Source organism: Mesorhizobium sp. ES1-4, assembly GCF_020164745.1.
Taxonomy (GTDB): domain Bacteria; phylum Pseudomonadota; class Alphaproteobacteria; order Rhizobiales; family Rhizobiaceae; genus Mesorhizobium.
Window position 1 is genome coordinate 15,110 of sequence record NZ_JAIUGV010000019.1, and the last position, 17,419, is coordinate 32,528.

Sequence of the window (17,419 nt, forward strand, 5' to 3'; positions counted from 1 at the left end):
AACAACGGCCTGGCCATCTCGCTGTTCGCCGTCTGCTTCCCCCCGCGATTCTGTGGAACGAAGCCGTGTCTGGGAGGTTATATTAGGCAAACCTTGAAGAGGAGGCAGCAATGAAGAAACTCCTGCTTGTCTCGGTTATCGCCATTGCTTCGGCGGCGGCGATGATCGCTCCCGCCGACGCCCGCAGCCACGTCTTTATCGGCATTGGCGGCTACAACGATTATTACGGCAACAGCTATGACAACGGCTATGAGGACTACGGCGGCCCCTATTATGGCCCCTACGATGCTTATGATAACGGCTATAGGCCGCGTTACTACCACCGGCACCACCGCTGCCGCACCGAACTGGTCGGCCACTGGCGCCACCATCACAGGGTCGTCGAGGAAGTCCGCGTCTGCGGATGATTTGATCTGATCGTGTAAAACCGATCCGGCCGGCACTGTCGGCCGGATCATTGCGGGCCGCTCTATCCCACCCGCCCCATCATTATCCCGTAGTGCACCGCCAGCAAATCCAGCCCGACCTTCAAGAGCTTCGTCACCACATCGCGCCCTTCGCCGTCCTGTTCGGCCACGGTCTTCACCGGCTGTTCCAGGCATACGACCTTTTGCACGATCGCCGCCACATCCCAGTGGCCCAGCGCCCGTGTCGCGGCGGCGTGCGCGCGGCCGGCGTTGACGCGTTCCGCCCAGCGCATCGGCTTGATATCGGCCTGCTGGCTGCACTGGAAATGCTCGCGGTAGCGCAGCCCGGCCTCGCGCTGCTGGCGCGACAGCGAGGTGATGCCCACAAGCGGATCGACATTGCGCACCCGCACGACGCTGCCGGTGGAGGTGTGACCGTCATTCGACACCTCGTAGACGCGCCGCGCCTCCAGCGTGCCTGATCTCAGCCGCTTGCGGCCGAAGGCATCGTCCCTGAGCGCGAAATCATGCCCGATCTCGCGGCGGATGCGCACCTGCTCGGCTTCGCCCTTCGGCAGCTTCGGCGCCTGCGGCCTTGCGGCTTTGGTTTTCTTCGTCATGGTGGCTCCTTGGTTGTTCGAGTGGTGGCCTTGCAGAAGTTGGGTTCTTCTCCCCCATTCGCTGGGGCGAGGAAGCCAAGCCGGCGCCGCGCCGCGCCAAAAGCTCGCGCATCGTGCGCCTCTCCCGCACTTCGATGCAGAGCTGGGCGCTCGACGGGCAGAACTGGGCGTTGCCGCTCCTCACCTCGCCGCGCATGAAGCGGTGGATGGCGGCCTGCAGGTCGCAGAGATCGGCGTCGCGTACCGCGCCGAGATAGCCGCGCATCTGCATCTCGACATCAGTCAGGGCGGATTGCGGGAAGCATGAGAACATCGCCGCCAGCGCCTTCGTCGCCTGCTGCAGTTCGGCTGGGGTCATATCCGCGGATCTCCTCGATGATGGCATTGGCGGCGTCCGTGTGGGTTTTCGGCCTGATCCAGCCCTTCGGTTTCTTGGCATGGCCCGGGCCGTGCGATCCCGAAGCCGGCTCACAGCCTCCGATCGGAATCCCCGGCCCTTCGCGCGCCCCGTGCGCTGAAAAACCCGGTCCTCCGCGCGCCCCGCGCGCTGAAAAAGCAGAAGCTTTTTCCATCTGGTTTCTGGAGTCTGGAGAATGCCGCGACAAAACTTCGGCATTTGCCGGCGCATGCGCCTTTGTTTTCAAGGCGGTGGCGGCGCCGCCGCGCGCGCCGGCGGCTGCCCTCGCCTCGCTCTTGAGCTGAGCCTTGCGCAGTTCCTTCGTCAGCCTTTTGTGACCGATCTCGCCGCCCTCGCGCTCGAAGAAGGCCAGCATGTCGGCGCTGATCGCCCGCCATCGTTTCAACGGCAGGCGCGCCACGCGTGCCAGCCTTGCATCATCGTCGGGTAGGCTGCCGCCAGCGTTCCACATCGCCATCAGAAGCAGCATGTAGGCGCCGATCTGCTCGGTCGAGAGCTGCAGCGTGTCGCCGACGAAATCGGAGACGTAGAGCTGCATGAAGGGCCGTTCGCTCATGCCGCGCTCCACGCCGTGCTTCCGGTCGCTCTGGAACCAGCCGCCGGTCCGGACGTTATGACGCGTTCGTGCCAAGGGAAGGATTGCCCATGACGGCCTTCATGCCGGTGACCCTGCGTTTTTGCGACAACAAGACCATGCTGGTCGGCTCGGTGGCCGACGCCGCGAAGGCGCTTCGTCACCAATGGCCTGACAAGACCGCGCCCGCCTATCTTGAGGCAGCCCGGCTGATCCAGCTCGCGGTGGAAGGTACCTGTTGTCCCCGTCCCGCCTTCGAAGCCTTCCGCGAAGCCGCCGGGCAACAGGGCATATTGGTGGCCAAGCCAAGAAGCCGCGCGCATGAGTGGCTCGACGCGGCGGCGAGCCCCTGACGCGAGGTTGCAACCGAGCGCCGGCCTCGTGCGTTTATGAGCGTCGGCTTGAGAGTCGCGCCTGAACAGAAAGTGAACGCCGTGGGTACGATGAAAACCGGAGTGCCCCTCAAAGTGTGCCTGGATGGGCATGTCGAGGAGATCGAGAACGTCAGCGACGCCGCGGATTTCCTGCAGCGCTGGCCGATCGAACGGCGAGGCCACGTCTATCGCAGCGCGCTCAACGCCTGCAGCGCGGCCATCGCGGCGCAAATTTCGCAATCCGATGCGATAAAGGTGTTCACCGGCTTTGCCCGCGTTGCCGGCATCCTGGTCGCGGGCGGCGGGCAAGCGACAGCGCTGGAGCCACGGACGGTACAGAGCCGCCTGCCGAAACAGGGCCGCCAGATGCCGAAATAGCGCTGCGGCGCGAGTGCTGTTCAAAGCAATTCTCCCAGTATGTTGGCGGAGCGTCTTTCTCCCCGTCCACGGGCAGAAATGCCCGGCAGGGCATTGGGGGCAGCGCCAGCGTTTTGGTAATGCGCGTTTTGCCCTCATCGCTGCCTTCCAATTCCATTATGCCGGCGCCTCCCCATCCGCCTTCCGGCACCGTCTCCCCGTAAACGGGCGGAAGGACCAAGCTTCACCCGGCCTCGCAAACCCGGCGCTGGAAGCGTGCCTGATGGTACGTGCAGTAGCTTTTCATCGCGCTGGTGCGCATGCCGCAGCACAGCATGTCCTGCCCAGACCGCCCGTCGGGCGCATCGCTGTGCGTATCCTCCAGCGTCAGGTCGAGCGGCGCGCGGCACCGGTTGAACAAGCAGTCGATGAAGCGCATGGCCACGCCATGCGGCTGCCGGCCGATAGGGCCGCGCGGCGCCGCGGGTATCTTGAAACGGTAGACTTCCCCATCGGCGATCAGCACGCCCGCCTCGCGCTGCGAAAGCCGAGGCCGGACGTGCGAAGGAGCCCGCTTCGGCCGCACGGTGGGTGTGGCCGCCGGACCGGGGGCGGCGCTGACGCGACTGGTTGCGGATTCCACCTTGGCGGCGCGGTTCGCGGCCCTGGCCATCGCCGCGCCGACCGCCGGGCGGCCCTTGCCATTGGCAAAGCCGATCGCACCCAGCATGGCGTTGCGGTAGACGATGCCGATAATGGCGTTGCGCGACACGCGCGCGCCGCGCCGGGCGCTGAACGCGGCCGCGATCCTCGAGGCCGAAAGCCCGTCCTTCAGCCAGGCGGCGATCGCCTGTAGTTCGCTGTCGCTGTAACTTGCCATGTCCGTCTCCATTGCGCGGCCAGCGGCGGCCGCGCACGGCGCCGTCAGGCAAGCATCAAGTTCGCCCGGGACCACCATGGGCGCCGTCGGGGCTGGTTCGGCCTGTCGGCCGCTGGAATTGCCTGTGGAAGGATTGGCGCCTCAGTCAGGCCGATCGGCAGCCGTGGCGAGGCGCGCAAACCGCGCCAGCGCCATGTCCCTGTCGGGCGCCGAAACCGCCCTGCCGGTCATCGGCTCGTACAGGATGACGGTGCCGTCCTGCGTGCGGATCAGGGAACAGCCCGCGGCTGGATCGAATGGGGGGCCGGAGCCGCGGGGAGCGGCGGCTCCGGCCGTTCCGGCCGCCGGTGACGGGCGGACCGGACGCGAGGCCGATGCACCGGGGCAATCGGCTTCGCGCATCGCCCCGGCCGGGGAGGAGGACGGCCGGGGCGGAAGGGAAAAGGTGGCGGCACCGGGAATGACTGGGCCGCAGGCGCGGTCGACTCTGAGGGGGTTGAGCTTTTGCATGAGGCGATATAAGCATAACTCAAAAATTGATGCAAGCCAATCTTTCATGGACGAAAGCAGGGCTTGTTGGTCACATGAGGCCATGGTGAAAACGCAACTGTCGATCAGGGTCGGGGCCGCGATCCGCCAGGCACGCAAGCAGCGCGGCCTGGTCATGCGCCACATCGCCGAGCACAACGACACCGATGTCGCCGCCGTCGGCAACTGGGAAACCGGGCGCAACCTGCCCAAGACCGAGAACCTGTTGAAGACCGCTGCCTTCCTGCGCGTCGACCCCGTGGCGCTCGGCAAGGGCGAGGTCGTTTTCCTCGACGATGCCGGCCCGGTGGCGGACGCGGAGATCGTCACCGATGCCGGCCCAATGCCGGCCGGCGCGATGGATATTCCGGTGCTGGGCGCCGCCGTCGGCGGCGATGACGGCGACTTCACTTTCAACGGCGAGCCGGCGGGATACGTCCAGCGTCCGCCAGGGGTCCGCAATCTGCCAAAAGTGTTCGCGCTGCATGTACTGTCGGATTCCATGGTGCCGCGCTATGAACCCGGCGACATGATCTATTGCGGCGGCCGCGACGCGGTGCCGGGCGACCATGTGGTGATCGAGACTTTTCCCGACGAGAACGAGAAGAACGGCAAGGCCTTCATCAAGAAGCTGGTCCGGCGCACCGCGGGCGAGCTGGTGGTCGAGCAGTACAATCCGCCCAAGACGCTGACCTTCAACCGCTATGCCATCAAGCAAGTCTGGCGCGTTATCCCGCTGAAGGAGTTGCTGGGGTACTAGGGGCTCACTTTCCTTCTCCCCTTTGCGGTAGAAGGAAAAGCGATCAAGCCCGCCTCGATCCCTCGAGGGGCACGTCGCGCTCGCTCAGCATCCGCGCTTCCGAGCGCACGCGCTGGCGCTCGTCGACGAACGCGGCCTGGATCGAGATCGCGGTGCCCGGCAGCCCTTCGGCACGGCAGGCCGAGCAGACGATGCGGCCCGATAACGCGGCCAGCGGCGTGTTCCCGTTCACCCCGAAGCGCTTCAACTGGTCAGGCCGCCACCACCTGTTTCGGCCGCAATCGGCGCACTCGACCGATAGCGACGCGATTTGCGCGATCACTGCTTCCCTGCCCGGCAACGCCATCTTTCCTCCTTTTTGTTCCTGATTTGTTCATATCTTCCCGTGTTTTGAAGCGGGAGTCGAGTCGCAGTTTTCAAACTCCTCCAACAGTTCACCTTTCATCTGGACTTAAGTTATGCTTTTATAAGACTTACAAATATGAGTCGACGCGGAATTGCCCGCGCCAGATCCGGGAGCAAGAATGGACGCCGCCGATTTCGCCCGCGCCTGCGGCTACACCGGCGACAGTCCCGCTTTGCTCGAAGCCTTCGAGGCGATCCGCTGCAACGGCATCGCGCAGGCCCGCCTGGATCACTTCAAGCGCAAGGCCGTCATCGACGAATTGAAGCAGTCGGAGCTTCTGTTCCTGGCCGCGATCGGCCCGGCACTGTCGGCGCATGAAGCCGTCGAGGACGCGATCCGCTTCATCGCCGGTTGGCGCAACATGCCACGCTGGCGCCAGGAAAGGCGCCCTCACGATCTCGCCAGGGCCAGGCAGCAGCTTCTCATGGCCCGTTTCTTCCGCCGCTACGGCCATGGTATGTGGGCAAGGCACGCTGCTTGAGGCGCAGCTGGTCCGAGTGCCATTTGCGGTCCCGATCCCCGCCCATGATGCCGCCCATCATGGCGCCCTGATTCCGTCGGAATGATGCGCTGACTGGATGGTCTTGGAACTCGCCGAGCGTCGGAAGGACTCGAGATGAACCGCCTTGTTCTCGCCGCCCTGTGGATTATGGCGCTCGCCTTTGCCCCCCCGCCGCAGGCGACACCACCACCGGGCTTGCCGACACCACCGTGCTGATCGTGCGCCACGGTGAGAAGCCGGATAGCGGTCCCGGCCTGTCGCCCGAGGGCCAGGCCCGCGCGCAAGCCTATGCCGCCTATTTCCAGCACTTCATGCTCGACGGCACGCCGTTGCGGCCCGATGTGCTGGTGGCCAGTGCCGATTCCAAGAACAGCACCCGCGAACGGCTGACGCTGACGCCGCTCAGCGAAGCCTTGAAACTACCCATCGACCAGCGTTTCGCCGACAGGGAAGTCCAGAACCTCGTCGCCGCGCTGTCGACCGAAAGCCACGGCAGGTCGATCCTGATCGCCTGGCATCATGGCCAACTGGGCAAGCTGATCAAGACCTTCGGCGCCGATCCCAAGACTTTGCTGCCGAACGGCAGCTGGCCCGATGATGTCTTCAACTGGGTGGTGGTGCTGCGCTTCGACCATACGGGGCAGTTGGTGCCGGGCTCGGCCCGCATCGTGGAGGAGAAATTGGGCGGCTGAGGCGCAGCCTTTCCTATTCCCCTCGCGCCAGGCACCGTTCGATCCGGCGTAGACCGAGAACCGAATGAAATGGCCATGCAAGATCTAAATCACAAAGCGTCGGTTGCACGCTCCGCGCGGTTGCATATCGGCCACACCACCGAACTGGTTAAGGTTAGATAAGGCTACTTTAGCCAGGATGGTTGACATCGGCCACAGCGATACGGCAGCTTTACAGCTTGAGGGACAAATAGGGGGATTCCCATGAAGAAGACATACGAACGTCCGCAGCTTAAGAAGCGTCAGAAGCTGTCCGCCATCGTGGCCTGCCCGATTTCGCAGTGCGTATAGCCTGATCGCCACGTCGGTATGCCCGTTCTGAACGAGTACCGGCATGAAGGAGTCCCGCGCCAGGTCAGGCGCGGGAGGGTGTTATTGATCACGGCAACCGAGCCCGTGCCTACTTTATCGCCGCCCCTGCCGTCGCCGCGATAGATCCAGCGGCTTTGGCTATCGGCCGCAATCGGTTGCCGCTCACGGATCGCAAGACGCTGGCACCGGGGCTCGTCCGTTGCGCAGGGCCGTCACCCCTGGATAAATCAGCTTCATACGCGCATCAATATCGCATGGCGTCGAGATCGGCGATCAGCGTCGGTCCGGTCGGATGCCAGCCGAGCCGGGCCTGGGTCAGCGCGCTGGAAGCCGGCAGGTCCATGGGGGCAAACATCGCCATCCAGCCGAAATGCTCCCCTGCCTTTTCCGGCGCGATCGAAACGGCCGGCAGGTTCAGGCCCCGGCCAAGCGCCTCGGCGATCGCACGCACCTCGACACCTTCCTCGCCGACGGCGTGATAGCGCGCGCCGGGCTGCCGCTTTTCCACCGCAAGCCGGTAGAGGTGCGCCGCGTCCAGCACGTGACCCGCCGCATAGCGGTTGCGGCCTTCGCCGACATAGGCGGAGACGCCCTTCTGGCGCGCGATTTCGATGAGCGGCGTGATCAGCCCCTGCTTCAACGTGTTGTGGACCTGCGGCAGGCGCACCACCGACACATTGACGCCAGCGTCCAGCAAGGCATTGCCGGCGAGTTCCGAGGCGATGCGGGGATTCGCGTGACCGGCGTTGAAGACGTCCTCGACCGCCAACTGGCCGTGTCCGGGGCTGCCCATGCCGACGCCCGATGTGATCACCAGCGGCCGGTCGGAGCCGGCGAGTGCGGCGCCAAGCGCGGCGATGACGCGCTTGTCCTTTTCGCAGTTCTCGACAAACCGCGAGAAATCATGGTCGAACGCGGTGTGGATCACGGCCTCCGCCTTGGCCGCCCCGTCGCGCAGCCCCTCGGGATCCTCGAGGTTTCCGCGATACACCTCGGCGCCGGCGGCGGCCAACGCCTCGGCGCCGACATCGGAGCGGGTGACACCGATTACCTGATGGCCGGCCCGGATGAGTTCGGGAACGAGCGCCGAACCGATGAAGCCGGTGGCGCCGGTAAGAAAGATACGCATGCAAAATCTCCTGCACAGTTGCCTGCGCAATATCGCTGCTCTATTATTCCATTAAAGTAGTGATCTTATCATGGTATAATCGCTAACAGCTTGAGGCTGACAGGATGCCCAACACTTCCGCCGGTTCGCTCGCGGCCTTTCTGAAAGACCGGCGCACCCGGCTCGACCCGGCGTCATTCGGCTTCTCCGGGCGCAGGCGCACGCCGGGACTGCGCCGGGAAGAGGTCGCCCAGCGCGCCAATATCAGCCCGACCTGGTACACATGGCTGGAACAGGGCCGCGGCGGCGCGCCTTCGGCCGACGTGCTGAACCGGATCGCCAAGGGGCTGCTGCTGACCGAGGCCGAGCGCGAACATCTTTTCATGCTCGGGCTCGGGCGCCCGCCGGAGGTCCGCTACATCGGCGCCGACGGCGTCAGCCCTCGCCTGCAACGCCTGCTCGACACGCTTGAGGCGAGCCCTGCCCTGATCAAGACGGCGACCTGGGATGTCGTTGCCTGGAACCGCGCCGCGCAAGTCGTGCTGACCGACTACAGCACCTTGCCCGCCGGCCAGCGCAACATCCTGCGCTTCATGTTCCGCAGTCCCTCCTTGCGCGCCAAGCAGCACGATTGGGAGAACCTCGCCCGTTTCGTGGTGGGCGCGTTCCGGGCCGACGCGGCGCGTGCCGGCGCGGTGTCCGAGGTTGCCCAGCTGGTTGAGGAGTTGTGCGGCGCCAGCCCGGAATTCGCCGCCCTGTGGCGGGAAAACGACGTGCTCAGCCATGGCGATGGGACAAAGCGCCTGAAGCATCCCGAACTCGGCGACATCGAACTCGAATATTCGGCCTTCGCGGTCGACGGACGGCCGGATCTGAGCCTGACCGTCTACAACCCGGTGGACGGCACGGTCGCCGACCGTATCCGCGCGATGGCCCGGCGCCACCAAGAGCAAGAGGCGGACCCGGCGCGATGACGCCTGCCCCGCTCAGCGCCGTTCGCACACCGGCTGCAGGATCCGCAGAGGTCGGCTCCGGCCCGTGTGTTTCCTTAGAGCAATTTTCAGGAAAAGTGCGTAGCGGTTTTCGGTCCGGAACCGAACACGAAGAGTTAGAGCGGTTCAGCGATTCTATCGAACGCTGAACCGCTCCAGACGGCGCACTTTGGGTAGCCGGCCTGCCGCCATAGCCGGCGGGGGCCAGACGCCGTTACTGGATGATCTTGACGATCTTGCGGGTGCTTGGATCCACGATCACGGTCTGGTTGTCCACCACGGTGTAGCGATACTTGACGTTGGGCACTTCGTGCAGTTCGACCGTGTCGGGCAAGGCCGTGCCGACATTGAGTTCCACGCCGGGAAGCTTGACCGAAGCCAGCGGCTGCTTCTTCACGTATTCCTTGATCACCGTTTCCTGCTCGGGCTGGATGACGACATCCTCGGCGGCGGCCGCGCCGACGCCCGCGAGCAACAGAACCGCGGCTACGGCGGCGAGTTTCTTCTTCATGAATTCCTCCATCTGCAGTCCGCACAGCCACAACATTGTCACTGCGCCGCGGATCGAACTTCAGCCGGCATCGAATGTTCCAGCTTTGGACTTCGGTCCCATCTACCCAAGACTTAAGTCCCATCCAAAAACGCAATGGTCCTGCCGGAGCCGCCATCGGGAACGGCCACCTTTCACGCTCGTTGTCGCTGCAAGCGGGCGGTCGGCTGGGGATATCGGCCAGCAACCGCGAGTGTTTTTTACGAATTGGCGCCGCTACGTCCCTTCCTGCGCCAATAGGGTTCGTCCACCGCCGCAAGGCGATGGGCGAACCCTGAATCTGTCCGGGCTGCGCTGTGAGGAGGTTCTGATGTTACGCGACAAGGAAACCCGATTTATCGAGGCGGCGCTGTTGATAGCTGTCCCGTTATCGGCCTTGATCGCCGTATTGCTCGTTAGCTTTACTTTGAGCTGGTAGCCGCCCTCTACGGAACCACGCTTGCCGGTTGCTGACGCTTCGACGCAAGGGGGCGGTAGGCACGGTGGCGAGCAGGCCGGGCTATGTTCGGCGGCCACACTCGGCGGGAGGCTCGACCGGTGCTCAGGCAGCTCGTGCCTTTATGGTTCGACCGCAACTCGGACTGAAGTCCGAAGGGCCACGCTCATTGGAACATCGTCCGCCGATGCTCGTTGGCGATGGTAGGTGCGTGATCTGGAGAAGGGGCAATGCAACTGGGTGAGATCATCGCCAACATCCTCGCCACCCTGTTGCTGGTCTGCTTTCTCGCAAGCACGTTCTTCCTCTTCGGAAGACCATTCTGGCCGGAGCGGCATGCCCGCATGGTCATCATCATGCCGGTCGACACGACAACGACAGCCGCGACCGGCCGGAGCGGCACACCCCTCCTCCCGGACACCTTCGACACCAGCCTTGCCCATCAAAGGCCGTCGTGATGGGCATCGGCGATCGGCATCAGGCGTAAAGGGACCGACAGTCTCTACCGCCTGATGAAACCACGCACTACGGCGTGAGTCCGGCGCGGCCGGACGTTGCGCGCGGCCATGGTTTAGTCGAGCTTCTGGATACGCCCCTTGTCGAGGCGGAACACTCCGTCGTTGCCGCCTTGTTGCTCGAAGTCGGTCTGCAGCTCATCCCATATGCCAAGATATCTGCCGCACTCGGCGCAACTGATCCGGGTCGATGGTGTCGCATCGGCCGGGATCTGCAGGCGGATGACGCCGCAAAAGGGACACTCCAATCGGTGATCGAGATATTCGCCATGGCGAGTCTGTAACAGCCTGCGCACAGCTTCCTCCTGGAATTGGGTGACGGCAGGGTAATCGCTCCCGACCGTATGGTTCGTGTTGCAGGCGCCTGGATAAACTACGCCTGTCCTTGGCAGGGTCAATAAACAAAGGCATAGCTGCAAACCGCCTGCTTAATTTTGGAAGTGGCGGCGGCGATTTCCAGCAAGACGGCAGGAACAGGACAGGGGGCCGCGGCGAATGCAGGTTCGCGTGAACAGCTGGAACCAAACCGACCGGCAGCGGTTTCCAATTCGAAGGGACCAACCACGGAAGCGGCAGCAATGGAACTTCTGACCTTGGAATTGGCCTCGGCGAGGCAGCGGCTCAACCGAGCGGAACTCGCCCTTGAACGTGCAAACGCCATGTTGGACGAGGACTGTGGCGTCGGCATCAATCTGCGACTTTGCGACCGGATCAGATTCGCGCAAAAACGCGTCGGCGAAGCAAAAGCTCGCCTTGTAAAGCTCGATTCCGCAAACACCGATTCACTTCGGTCCGATTGAAGCTAGGCACTGCAATCCCAGCGGCCTTGGCGCCGTATAGCGCCTCGTCGGCGCGTCGCAAAAGATCGGCGATCTCCATTGCGGCCCCGCCGACATTGAGGGTGCCGACCCCAATGATCACGGTGACGATGCCCTTTTCGCTGCCGGCATGCGCAAGAGAGAGAGGTCGCCCACCTCGCTCCTCAGCTTCTCGGCGATGACGAAGGCTCCCGGCGCGTCGGTCTCGGGCAGGGTGAGCGCGAACTCCTCGCCGCCGTCGCGGGCAGCCGCGTCGGCCGGCCGTCGGGACCTTCGAGCTCATCATTTTGCATTCGCAAGCCGCATCCTCGCCCCTCAAGGTGAAGCTCAAATCGGAAACAGGAAGGAAGTTACTGGATCGACAATATCTTCAACTGACTATCCGTTGTTACCACGACTAGAGTTGTATCGATCATGACGAGTCGCCTCAGAAGACATGGCGTGCGAAACCCGCCTTCAAGCACATAGACGAACGATATTGTTCCATCTTTCAAAGCCATATTTCTCAAGAAAAATCCGCTGGCAGTGAGAAATAGATGGATTTCCGGATGATATCTCGAGTGCTCAGTCGAATACCTGCTGACAGCATCTGCCGCCGCTTGCTCCGAGATCGCCTCGGCGCAGGACATTTTGGGTTGATTGCTTTTCTGACCAGAACAGGACGACATGATTGCCAGTGCGGGGATGGCAAGAAAAATAGCCGATATATTATTCAATCCAGCTCCAGCACTCCAGTAAGAAGACATGACACGCCCCCGTCAATACACTGACCGATCGAGTTAGAGCGAGGATAATCAGGTCTGCTTCCGACGATAGCGATGCGTCACACTCGCCATTTGATGGTCCATGCCCGATCCCCTTCATACAACTCGGCGCCCTGGAAACTCCACGCCACCAGCCGGTCGGCCGATATAGTCTCCGTCTGTGCCACGGCCAATCATCGCGACAGCGATGGCGATATTAGATTATACTTAATATCAGTCGATACTCTTCCAGAGTAAGCTTGATTTTCACCTGCTTGCAACAGTGATTTTCTGGGATGCAATAAAATTCCCACCCATGGAATTCTATTGTTCTGGCTGCTGATCAGGGCGCGCTGATGAGCACCGTCTTCGCCCGGCACGGGAGCGACACAGCACTCACTCCCATCGCGTCCCGCCAACGAAGTCGATGAACGCCCGCAGCGGTGCGGGGGTAAGACGACGGCCGGGATAATAGAGGAACGGCCCGGAAAACGCCTGCCACCAGGGCTCCAGCACCGGTTCCAGCCTGCCATCGTCGAAATAGGGACGCAGCCAATCCTCGAACAACGAGACGATGCCGCCGCCGGCGACCGCCACGCTGAGAGCGAGGTCCATCGCCGTGCCGGTGCTGACCAGCAGCGGGCCGGTCGGGTCGACGCTCACCACCTCGCCGTTGCGTTCGAACTCCCAGGGCGGGCTCGCGCCGCTGGCGAAGCGGCCGCGCAGGCAGGCGTGATCGAGCAGGTCGCGCGGATGGCCGGGCCGGCCGCGCCGGTCGAGATAGCCCGGTGCGGCGGCGGTGGCGAAGCGCTGCCGGCGCGGGCCGATCGGCACGGCGATCATGTCCTGCTCCAGCCGCTCGTCATAGCGGATGCCGGCGTCGCAACCGCTCGCCAGTATGTCGACAAAAGTGTCTTCGGCGGTCACTTCCAGCCGGATCTCGGGATAGGCCGCGAGGAAGGACGGCAAAAGGCGCGGCAGCACCAGTTTCGCTGCCACCACCGGCACGTTGAGCCGGAGCGTGCCCGCCGGGCGGCCGCGAAAGCCGTTGACCACGTCGAGCGCCGCCTCGACCTCGCCGAGCGCGGGGCCAAGCCGCTCGAGCAGGCGCGCGCCCGCCTCGGTGGGCGCGACGCTGCGCGTGGTGCGGTTGAGGAGCCGCACGCCGAGCCCGCTTTCCAGCCGCCGCACCGTCTCGCTGAGGCTGGACGCGCTGGCGCCGCTCACCCGCGCCGCCTCGCGAAAGCCGCCGGCGCGCGCCACCGCCATGAATGCCTGGAGGTCGCCCAGATCCGCCGCCATTGTTCGCCTTTCCGCACAGGCTGTTCCGATTGCACCATATTATCGCGCATGGGCGCGCTGTCTATATCTGGCTGATCCAAAGGAGATCAGACCATGACCGACATCAGCAAGGCCGGAACTTTCAAACTCGGCGACCGCACCGTGAAGCGCCTTGGCTATGGCGCCATGCAACTGGCCGGACCCGGCGTCTTCGGCCCGCCAAAGGACAGGCAAGCAGCACTCGCCGTGCTGCGCGAGGCGATTGCGAGCGGCGTCGACCACATCGACACCTCGGATTTCTACGGCCCGCATGTCACCAACCGGATCATCCGCGAAGCGCTGCAGCCCTACCCCGCGGACCTCACCATCGTCACCAAGATCAGCGCCCGGCGCGGCGCGGATGCCTCGTGGATCCCGGCGATGTCACCGCAGGAGCTGACCCAGGCCGTGCACGACAATCTGCGCAATCTGGGGCTGGACGTGCTCGAAGTCGTGAACCTGCGTTCCATGCACGGGATACACGGCCCCGCCGAAGGTTCGCTCGAGCCGCAGCTCGACACGCTCGCTGAACTGCAGCGCCAGGGCCTTGTGCGCCATATCGGCTTGAGCAACGTCACCCGCAAACAGATCGCGCAGGGACGCGGCATGGTCGACATAGTCTGCGTGCAGAACCAGTACAACATCGCGCATCGCCAGGACGACGCGCTTATCGACGAGCTTGCCGCCGACGGCATCGCCTATGTGCCGTTCTTCCCGCTCGGCGGTTTCACGCCGCTGCAGTCGAACACCCTTGCCGACGTCGCGAAAAAGCTCGGCGCGACGCCGATGCAGGTGGCGCTCGCCTGGCTGTTGCAGCGCTCCCCCAACATCCTGCTGATCCCCGGCACCTCCTCGGTCGGTCATCTCAGGGAAAACCTGGCGGCGGCGGAGCTGAAGCTGCCGGCCGACGCGATCGAGGTCTTGAACGGCATCGCGGCCGAGAAGGCAGCCGCCTGAGACTTTCAGCGACTGCCGGGTGAGAAACGCCTCCCGGCAGTCGCCTCCACCTGCAAGCCCTCGCGGGCTTCCCGGAGCTGTTGACGCGTCGGGGCAAACCAATTATAGAACCATTTAGTTCCAGAACTGGTTGGTTCCACAATGGCCGCTGAATTCTCTCTCGACCACACATTCGCCGCGCTCGCCGACCCCACGCGGCGCGCCATCCTTGCGCGGCTGCTCGACGGCGAAGCCTCGGTCGCCGAGTTGGCGCAACCTTTCGCGCTCACCGTGCGCGCCGTATCCAAGCATGTCGGCGTGCTGGAACAGGCCGGCCTCGTCACCCGCAGCCGTGCGGCGCAGAAACATTTGAGCCGCATCGAGCTCAAGCCGTTGCGCGATATCGACCGCTGGCTCGACGACTACCGAAACCTCTGGGAAGGCCGCTTCGACCGCATGGAGGATCTGCTGCGGCGCGGCGCGGACAAGGCGCCGTGAGTGATCGCGCCCGTAATGCCGCCGGTCGCGGCTTCGCTATCGAACGGGTGTTCGAGGCTCCGGTGGCGCGCGTCTTTCGGCTGTGGACCGATCCAAGGCTGGTGGCGCAATGGTGGGGCATCAGGGGCTGCACCATTCCCCATTGCGAACTCGACGTGCGCGTCGGTGGCCGCTGGCGCATCGACATGCTGACCGCCGGCGGTGCGCTCTACCGCAACCAGGGCAGCTATCTCGAAGTCGTCGAGAACGTCAGGCTGAGCTACCGTGATGAACCGGATCCGGAAATCCGCGAATGGGCTGGCAATCCGCCGGGCCAGAGCCGCCATACCGTGACCCTTACACCCGATGGCATGCGGACCCATGTCCATTTCGAGGTGACGCTGGCAAGTGCCGCCGACCGTGAGCGCCTGCTGGCCCTGGGCATGCGCGGCGGCTGGATGCAGAGCTTCGACCGGCTTGAAAAACTGATAGAGCGGGACGACCATGCTGGCTGAGAACGCGAAGCCGTCCACCCAAGCCGTGCTGTCGCGGGATGGAACGCCGATCGCCTGCGAGCGCCGGGGCCGTGGTCACCCCCTCATCCTCGTCGACGGCGCTCTATGCTCGCGCACGATGGGACCGAGCGGTCCGCTGGCCAAGGCGCTCGCCGATAACTTCACCGTGTTCCGCTACGACCGGCGCGGCCGTGGCGACAGCGGCGACACCTCGTCCTATGCGGTCGAGCGCGAGGTCGATGACATCGAGGCGGTGCTGCGGGCAGCCGGCGGCGAAGCCTATGTCTGGGGCATGTCGTCGGGCGCCATGCTGGCGCTGATGGCGGCGGTCCGCCTGCCCGGCATCAGGAAGCTCGCTCTGTACGAGGCGCCGCTGATCGTCGACGACAGCCGCAAGACAACGCAGGCCGACTGGGCAACCATCGGCGATGCCGTCGCGCAAGGCCGGCGCGGCGACGGCGTCGCCGCCTTCCTCAAATCGGTGGGCATGCCCCGCCTGCTCATCGCCTTCATGAAGCTCACACCGATCTGGCGGCAGCTCAAGGCCGTGGCGCACACCTTGCCGCACGATGGCGCCATCGTCGCCGGCGACCAGCTTGGCAAGCCGCTCGACCCCGCCCGCTGGGCATCGCTGCGCGTGCCGGTGCTGGTGACGGATGGCGGCAGAAGCCCGCCATGGATGCAACACGGCAACAGGGCGCTGGCCGAAGCGTTGCCCAACGCGCGCTACCGGACGCTGGCCGGCCAGAACCACATGCTGAAACCCGCCGCCCATGTGCCGGCGCTGTCGGCATTCTTGAACAGTCGGGATTAGGTACGGACGTCAACGCCATGCGAATGAAAGGAAATCGACCATGCAGCTTCGCCATATCCTCATCAAGGTCGACGACCAGGACAAGGCGCTGGCCTTCTACACCTCGGTCATGGGTTTTGTGAAAAAGCATGATCACGACAGCGGTCCGATTCGCTGGCTGACGGTCGTGGCACCCGACGATGCCGGCACGGAACTGGTGCTCGAACCCAACAGCGCGCCGCCGGCACGTGCCGCGCAGCAGGCGCTTTACGATGCCCATTTCCCGGCGGCGCTCATCACCGTCAGCGACATCCATGCCGAGTTCGACCGGCTCACCGGGCGCGGCGTGAAATTTCTCGGGCCTCCGCAACGCACGGGCCCGGTGACATCGGCCTTCTTCGACGACACCTGCGGCAATGTCATCGTGATGGCCGAGCCGTCCACCTGAAGCGCTTGTCCCTGCCTCAGGAATGGACCGGCCGCGCGGAGCTTGCGAGGCGCGTGCACCCGTGGCATCTGTCCGATGGAACGGACCGATCCGAAAACAGCATGGCAGCACGACCACCACCGCCCGGCAGGCCGCCACCCGGCAAGCCACGCAGCGCCGGGCCTCCCGGCGTCAGCCTGAACCGCGCGCTGTCGAAACTCGGCCTGTGCTCGCGCACGCAGGCGCAGCTGCTGATCGCGGCGGGCCGCGTGCGCGTCGGCGGCAAGGTGGTGCGCGATGCCTCGCTGCGCATCGACATGAACCGCGACCGCATCACCGTCGATGACGATGCAATCGTTGCCGAGCGCAAGGTCTATGTCATGCTCAACAAGCCGCGCGGGCTGGTCACCACGCGCGACGACCCGCAACAGCGCGACACCGTCTATGCCTGCCTCGAAGGGCTCGATTTGCCCTATGTCTCGCCGGTCGGCCGCCTCGACAAGGCCAGCGAGGGCCTGCTGCTGATGACCAACGACACCCGCTTCGCCAACCGGCTGATGGATCCGGCCTCGCATCTGCCCAAGACCTATCACGTGCAGGTCGGCACCGTGCCCGACGAAGCGATGCTGGAGGCGCTGCGCGCCGGGGTCACCGTCGACGGCGAGCCCCTGACGGCCAACTCGGTCGAGCTTTTGCGTAGCGGCGGCCGTACCGCCTGGCTGGAGATCGTCCTCGACGAAGGCAAGAACCGCCACATCCGCCGCCTGCTCGCCGCCCATGGCATCGAGGTCAAGCGCCTCATCCGCATCGCCATCGGACGGCTGCCGCTGGGCGACCTCGCCAAGGGTTCCGCGCGGCATTTGACGGCGGAGGAACTGGTGTTGCTGGCGGACTGAAAAAACGTTCTTCCGCCAGGCCGA

26 protein-coding genes are annotated in these 17,419 nt (G+C 64.5%); 15 read left to right on the forward strand and 11 right to left on the reverse strand.

Features of this window, described 5'->3' with window-relative positions; genetic code table 11:
• The first annotated feature begins 110 nt into the window (after positions 1–110).
• Positions 111–407 (forward strand): hypothetical protein, encoded by a 297-nt coding sequence (locus tag LB556_RS27065; RefSeq protein WP_224570636.1) that lies wholly within the window; start codon positions 111–113, stop codon positions 405–407.
• A 62-nt stretch (positions 408–469) separates the two neighbouring features.
• Here LB556_RS27065 and LB556_RS27070 read toward each other — a convergent pair whose 3' ends face one another.
• From LB556_RS27070 to LB556_RS27080, 3 genes are read right to left on the reverse strand one after another with little or no spacing between them, the layout of a single operon-like run.
• Positions 470–1,027: a hypothetical protein gene (locus LB556_RS27070; protein WP_224570637.1), complete on the reverse strand. Its 558-nt coding sequence runs from the start codon at positions 1,025–1,027 to the stop codon at positions 470–472.
• Positions 933–1,292 (reverse strand): hypothetical protein, encoded by a 360-nt coding sequence (locus LB556_RS27075; protein WP_224570638.1) that lies wholly within the window; start codon positions 1,290–1,292, stop codon positions 933–935. Before LB556_RS27075 ends, LB556_RS27070 begins: the two co-directional genes overlap by 95 nt.
• 13 nt (positions 1,293–1,305) lie before the next feature.
• On the reverse strand, positions 1,306–2,001 hold the full coding sequence (locus tag LB556_RS27080; RefSeq protein ID WP_224570639.1) for a YdaU family protein: 696 nt from the start codon (positions 1,999–2,001) through the stop codon (positions 1,306–1,308).
• 89 nt (positions 2,002–2,090) lie between these two features.
• Between LB556_RS27080 and LB556_RS27085 the strand changes: the two genes are divergently transcribed.
• Both LB556_RS27085 and LB556_RS27090 read left to right on the forward strand, forming a co-directional pair.
• Positions 2,091–2,372 carry a DUF982 domain-containing protein gene (locus tag LB556_RS27085; RefSeq protein ID WP_224570640.1) on the forward strand — a complete coding sequence of 94 codons (282 nt, stop codon included), beginning with the start codon at positions 2,091–2,093 and terminating at the stop codon, positions 2,370–2,372.
• Between the two features lie 36 nt (positions 2,373–2,408).
• Positions 2,409–2,771 (forward strand): DUF982 domain-containing protein, encoded by a 363-nt coding sequence (locus LB556_RS27090; protein ID WP_224570641.1) that lies wholly within the window; start codon positions 2,409–2,411, stop codon positions 2,769–2,771.
• Positions 2,772–2,994: 223 nt separating this feature from the next.
• Here the strand turns inward: LB556_RS27090 and LB556_RS27095 are convergent, their stop codons facing one another.
• Positions 2,995–3,630 carry a GcrA cell cycle regulator gene (locus tag LB556_RS27095; RefSeq protein WP_224570642.1) on the reverse strand — a complete coding sequence of 212 codons (636 nt, stop codon included), beginning with the start codon at positions 3,628–3,630 and terminating at the stop codon, positions 2,995–2,997.
• Positions 3,631–3,771: 141 nt separating this feature from the next.
• Entirely contained in the window at positions 3,772–4,032 is a 261-nt protein-coding gene (locus tag LB556_RS27100) for a hypothetical protein (protein ID WP_224570643.1), read from the reverse strand.
• A 190-nt stretch (positions 4,033–4,222) separates the two neighbouring features.
• Here LB556_RS27100 and LB556_RS27105 point away from each other — a divergent pair, with 190 nt between their 5' ends.
• Positions 4,223–4,918 (forward strand): XRE family transcriptional regulator, encoded by a 696-nt coding sequence (locus tag LB556_RS27105; protein WP_224570644.1) that lies wholly within the window; start codon positions 4,223–4,225, stop codon positions 4,916–4,918.
• A gap of 43 nt (positions 4,919–4,961) precedes the next feature.
• On the opposite strand, the gene LB556_RS27110 is transcribed toward LB556_RS27105, so the two are convergent.
• On the reverse strand, positions 4,962–5,264 hold the full coding sequence (locus tag LB556_RS27110; RefSeq protein ID WP_224570645.1) for a hypothetical protein: 303 nt from the start codon (positions 5,262–5,264) through the stop codon (positions 4,962–4,964).
• Positions 5,265–5,442: 178 nt separating this feature from the next.
• Between LB556_RS27110 and LB556_RS27115 the strand changes: the two genes are divergently transcribed.
• Positions 5,443–5,805 (forward strand): hypothetical protein, encoded by a 363-nt coding sequence (locus LB556_RS27115; protein ID WP_224570646.1) that lies wholly within the window; start codon positions 5,443–5,445, stop codon positions 5,803–5,805.
• 161 nt (positions 5,806–5,966) lie between these two features.
• The gene (locus LB556_RS27120) at positions 5,967–6,518 is read left to right on the forward strand and encodes a flagellar basal body-associated protein FliL (protein ID WP_224570647.1); all 552 of its coding nucleotides are present in this window, start codon (positions 5,967–5,969) and stop codon (positions 6,516–6,518) included.
• 595 nt (positions 6,519–7,113) lie between these two features.
• Here LB556_RS27120 and LB556_RS27125 read toward each other — a convergent pair.
• Positions 7,114–7,998, reverse strand: a complete 885-nt coding sequence (locus LB556_RS27125) for an SDR family oxidoreductase (protein WP_224570648.1) — start codon at positions 7,996–7,998, stop codon at positions 7,114–7,116.
• A gap of 104 nt (positions 7,999–8,102) precedes the next feature.
• Between LB556_RS27125 and LB556_RS27130 the strand changes: the two genes are divergently transcribed.
• Complete coding sequence (locus tag LB556_RS27130; RefSeq protein WP_224570649.1) at positions 8,103–8,951, forward strand: helix-turn-helix transcriptional regulator; 849 nt, start codon at positions 8,103–8,105, stop codon at positions 8,949–8,951.
• Between the two features lie 232 nt (positions 8,952–9,183).
• Here the strand turns inward: LB556_RS27130 and LB556_RS27135 are convergent, their stop codons facing one another.
• Positions 9,184–9,480 carry a DUF1236 domain-containing protein gene (locus LB556_RS27135; protein ID WP_224570650.1) on the reverse strand — a complete coding sequence of 99 codons (297 nt, stop codon included), beginning with the start codon at positions 9,478–9,480 and terminating at the stop codon, positions 9,184–9,186.
• A gap of 705 nt (positions 9,481–10,185) precedes the next feature.
• On the opposite strand from LB556_RS27135, the gene LB556_RS27140 reads away from it, so the two are divergent.
• A complete protein-coding gene (locus tag LB556_RS27140; protein ID WP_224570651.1) occupies positions 10,186–10,413 on the forward strand; it encodes a polymerase in 228 nt (75 codons plus the stop codon).
• 113 nt (positions 10,414–10,526) lie between these two features.
• On the opposite strand, the gene LB556_RS27145 is transcribed toward LB556_RS27140, so the two are convergent.
• The gene (locus LB556_RS27145) at positions 10,527–10,766 is read right to left on the reverse strand and encodes a hypothetical protein (RefSeq protein WP_224570652.1); all 240 of its coding nucleotides are present in this window, start codon (positions 10,764–10,766) and stop codon (positions 10,527–10,529) included.
• Between the two features lie 282 nt (positions 10,767–11,048).
• Here LB556_RS27145 and LB556_RS27150 point away from each other — a divergent pair, with 282 nt between their 5' ends.
• Positions 11,049–11,270 carry a hypothetical protein gene (locus LB556_RS27150; protein ID WP_224570653.1) on the forward strand — a complete coding sequence of 74 codons (222 nt, stop codon included), beginning with the start codon at positions 11,049–11,051 and terminating at the stop codon, positions 11,268–11,270.
• Between the two features lie 368 nt (positions 11,271–11,638).
• On the opposite strand, the gene LB556_RS27155 is transcribed toward LB556_RS27150, so the two are convergent.
• Positions 11,639–12,034, reverse strand: a complete 396-nt coding sequence (locus LB556_RS27155; protein ID WP_224570654.1) for a hypothetical protein — start codon at positions 12,032–12,034, stop codon at positions 11,639–11,641.
• A gap of 393 nt (positions 12,035–12,427) precedes the next feature.
• Positions 12,428–13,333 (reverse strand): LysR family transcriptional regulator, encoded by a 906-nt coding sequence (locus tag LB556_RS27160; protein WP_224570655.1) that lies wholly within the window; start codon positions 13,331–13,333, stop codon positions 12,428–12,430.
• Between the two features lie 93 nt (positions 13,334–13,426).
• Between LB556_RS27160 and LB556_RS27165 the strand changes: the two genes are divergently transcribed.
• The 6 genes from LB556_RS27165 to LB556_RS27190 all read left to right on the forward strand — a co-directional run bounded on the left by LB556_RS27165 (position 13,427) and on the right by LB556_RS27190 (position 17,395).
• The gene (locus LB556_RS27165) at positions 13,427–14,308 is read left to right on the forward strand and encodes an aldo/keto reductase family oxidoreductase (protein ID WP_224570656.1); all 882 of its coding nucleotides are present in this window, start codon (positions 13,427–13,429) and stop codon (positions 14,306–14,308) included.
• A 141-nt stretch (positions 14,309–14,449) separates the two neighbouring features.
• Positions 14,450–14,785 (forward strand): ArsR/SmtB family transcription factor, encoded by a 336-nt coding sequence (locus LB556_RS27170; protein ID WP_224570657.1) that lies wholly within the window; start codon positions 14,450–14,452, stop codon positions 14,783–14,785.
• Entirely contained in the window at positions 14,782–15,279 is a 498-nt protein-coding gene (locus LB556_RS27175; protein WP_224570658.1) for an SRPBCC domain-containing protein, read from the forward strand. Before LB556_RS27170 ends, LB556_RS27175 begins: the two co-directional genes overlap by 4 nt.
• Positions 15,269–16,093 (forward strand): alpha/beta fold hydrolase, encoded by an 825-nt coding sequence (locus tag LB556_RS27180; RefSeq protein ID WP_224570659.1) that lies wholly within the window; start codon positions 15,269–15,271, stop codon positions 16,091–16,093. The genes LB556_RS27175 and LB556_RS27180 overlap by 11 nt, the downstream gene beginning before the upstream one ends.
• A 40-nt stretch (positions 16,094–16,133) precedes the next feature.
• The gene (locus LB556_RS27185) at positions 16,134–16,520 is read left to right on the forward strand and encodes a VOC family protein (RefSeq protein WP_224570660.1); all 387 of its coding nucleotides are present in this window, start codon (positions 16,134–16,136) and stop codon (positions 16,518–16,520) included.
• A gap of 101 nt (positions 16,521–16,621) precedes the next feature.
• Positions 16,622–17,395 (forward strand): pseudouridine synthase, encoded by a 774-nt coding sequence (locus tag LB556_RS27190; protein ID WP_224570661.1) that lies wholly within the window; start codon positions 16,622–16,624, stop codon positions 17,393–17,395.
• Positions 17,396–17,419 lie beyond the last annotated feature (24 nt).

Bases quoted from the DNA above. Each gene is read 5' to 3' on its own strand.
- LB556_RS27065 (WP_224570636.1), top strand. From the start codon at position 111: ATGAAGAAACTCCTGCTTGTCTCGGTTATCGCCATTGCTTCGGCGGCG.
- LB556_RS27070 (WP_224570637.1), bottom strand. From the start codon at position 1,027: ATGACGAAGAAAACCAAAGCCGCAAGGCCGCAGGCGCCGAAGCTGCCG.
- LB556_RS27075 (WP_224570638.1), bottom strand. From the start codon at position 1,292: ATGCGCGGCTATCTCGGCGCGGTACGCGACGCCGATCTCTGCGACCTG.
- LB556_RS27080 (WP_224570639.1), bottom strand. From the start codon at position 2,001: ATGAGCGAACGGCCCTTCATGCAGCTCTACGTCTCCGATTTCGTCGGC.
- LB556_RS27085 (WP_224570640.1), top strand. From the start codon at position 2,091: ATGACGGCCTTCATGCCGGTGACCCTGCGTTTTTGCGACAACAAGACC.
- LB556_RS27090 (WP_224570641.1), top strand. From the start codon at position 2,409: ATGAGCGTCGGCTTGAGAGTCGCGCCTGAACAGAAAGTGAACGCCGTG.
- LB556_RS27095 (WP_224570642.1), bottom strand. From the start codon at position 3,630: ATGGCAAGTTACAGCGACAGCGAACTACAGGCGATCGCCGCCTGGCTG.
- LB556_RS27100 (WP_224570643.1), bottom strand. From the start codon at position 4,032: ATGCGCGAAGCCGATTGCCCCGGTGCATCGGCCTCGCGTCCGGTCCGC.
- LB556_RS27105 (WP_224570644.1), top strand. From the start codon at position 4,223: ATGGTGAAAACGCAACTGTCGATCAGGGTCGGGGCCGCGATCCGCCAG.
- LB556_RS27110 (WP_224570645.1), bottom strand. From the start codon at position 5,264: ATGGCGTTGCCGGGCAGGGAAGCAGTGATCGCGCAAATCGCGTCGCTA.
- LB556_RS27115 (WP_224570646.1), top strand. From the start codon at position 5,443: ATGGACGCCGCCGATTTCGCCCGCGCCTGCGGCTACACCGGCGACAGT.
- LB556_RS27125 (WP_224570648.1), bottom strand. From the start codon at position 7,998: ATGCGTATCTTTCTTACCGGCGCCACCGGCTTCATCGGTTCGGCGCTC.
- LB556_RS27130 (WP_224570649.1), top strand. From the start codon at position 8,103: ATGCCCAACACTTCCGCCGGTTCGCTCGCGGCCTTTCTGAAAGACCGG.
- LB556_RS27135 (WP_224570650.1), bottom strand. From the start codon at position 9,480: ATGAAGAAGAAACTCGCCGCCGTAGCCGCGGTTCTGTTGCTCGCGGGC.
- LB556_RS27140 (WP_224570651.1), top strand. From the start codon at position 10,186: ATGCAACTGGGTGAGATCATCGCCAACATCCTCGCCACCCTGTTGCTG.
- LB556_RS27150 (WP_224570653.1), top strand. From the start codon at position 11,049: ATGGAACTTCTGACCTTGGAATTGGCCTCGGCGAGGCAGCGGCTCAAC.
- LB556_RS27155 (WP_224570654.1), bottom strand. From the start codon at position 12,034: ATGTCTTCTTACTGGAGTGCTGGAGCTGGATTGAATAATATATCGGCT.
- LB556_RS27160 (WP_224570655.1), bottom strand. From the start codon at position 13,333: ATGGCGGCGGATCTGGGCGACCTCCAGGCATTCATGGCGGTGGCGCGC.
- LB556_RS27165 (WP_224570656.1), top strand. From the start codon at position 13,427: ATGACCGACATCAGCAAGGCCGGAACTTTCAAACTCGGCGACCGCACC.
- LB556_RS27170 (WP_224570657.1), top strand. From the start codon at position 14,450: ATGGCCGCTGAATTCTCTCTCGACCACACATTCGCCGCGCTCGCCGAC.
- LB556_RS27180 (WP_224570659.1), top strand. From the start codon at position 15,269: ATGCTGGCTGAGAACGCGAAGCCGTCCACCCAAGCCGTGCTGTCGCGG.
- LB556_RS27185 (WP_224570660.1), top strand. From the start codon at position 16,134: ATGCAGCTTCGCCATATCCTCATCAAGGTCGACGACCAGGACAAGGCG.
- LB556_RS27190 (WP_224570661.1), top strand. From the start codon at position 16,622: ATGGCAGCACGACCACCACCGCCCGGCAGGCCGCCACCCGGCAAGCCA.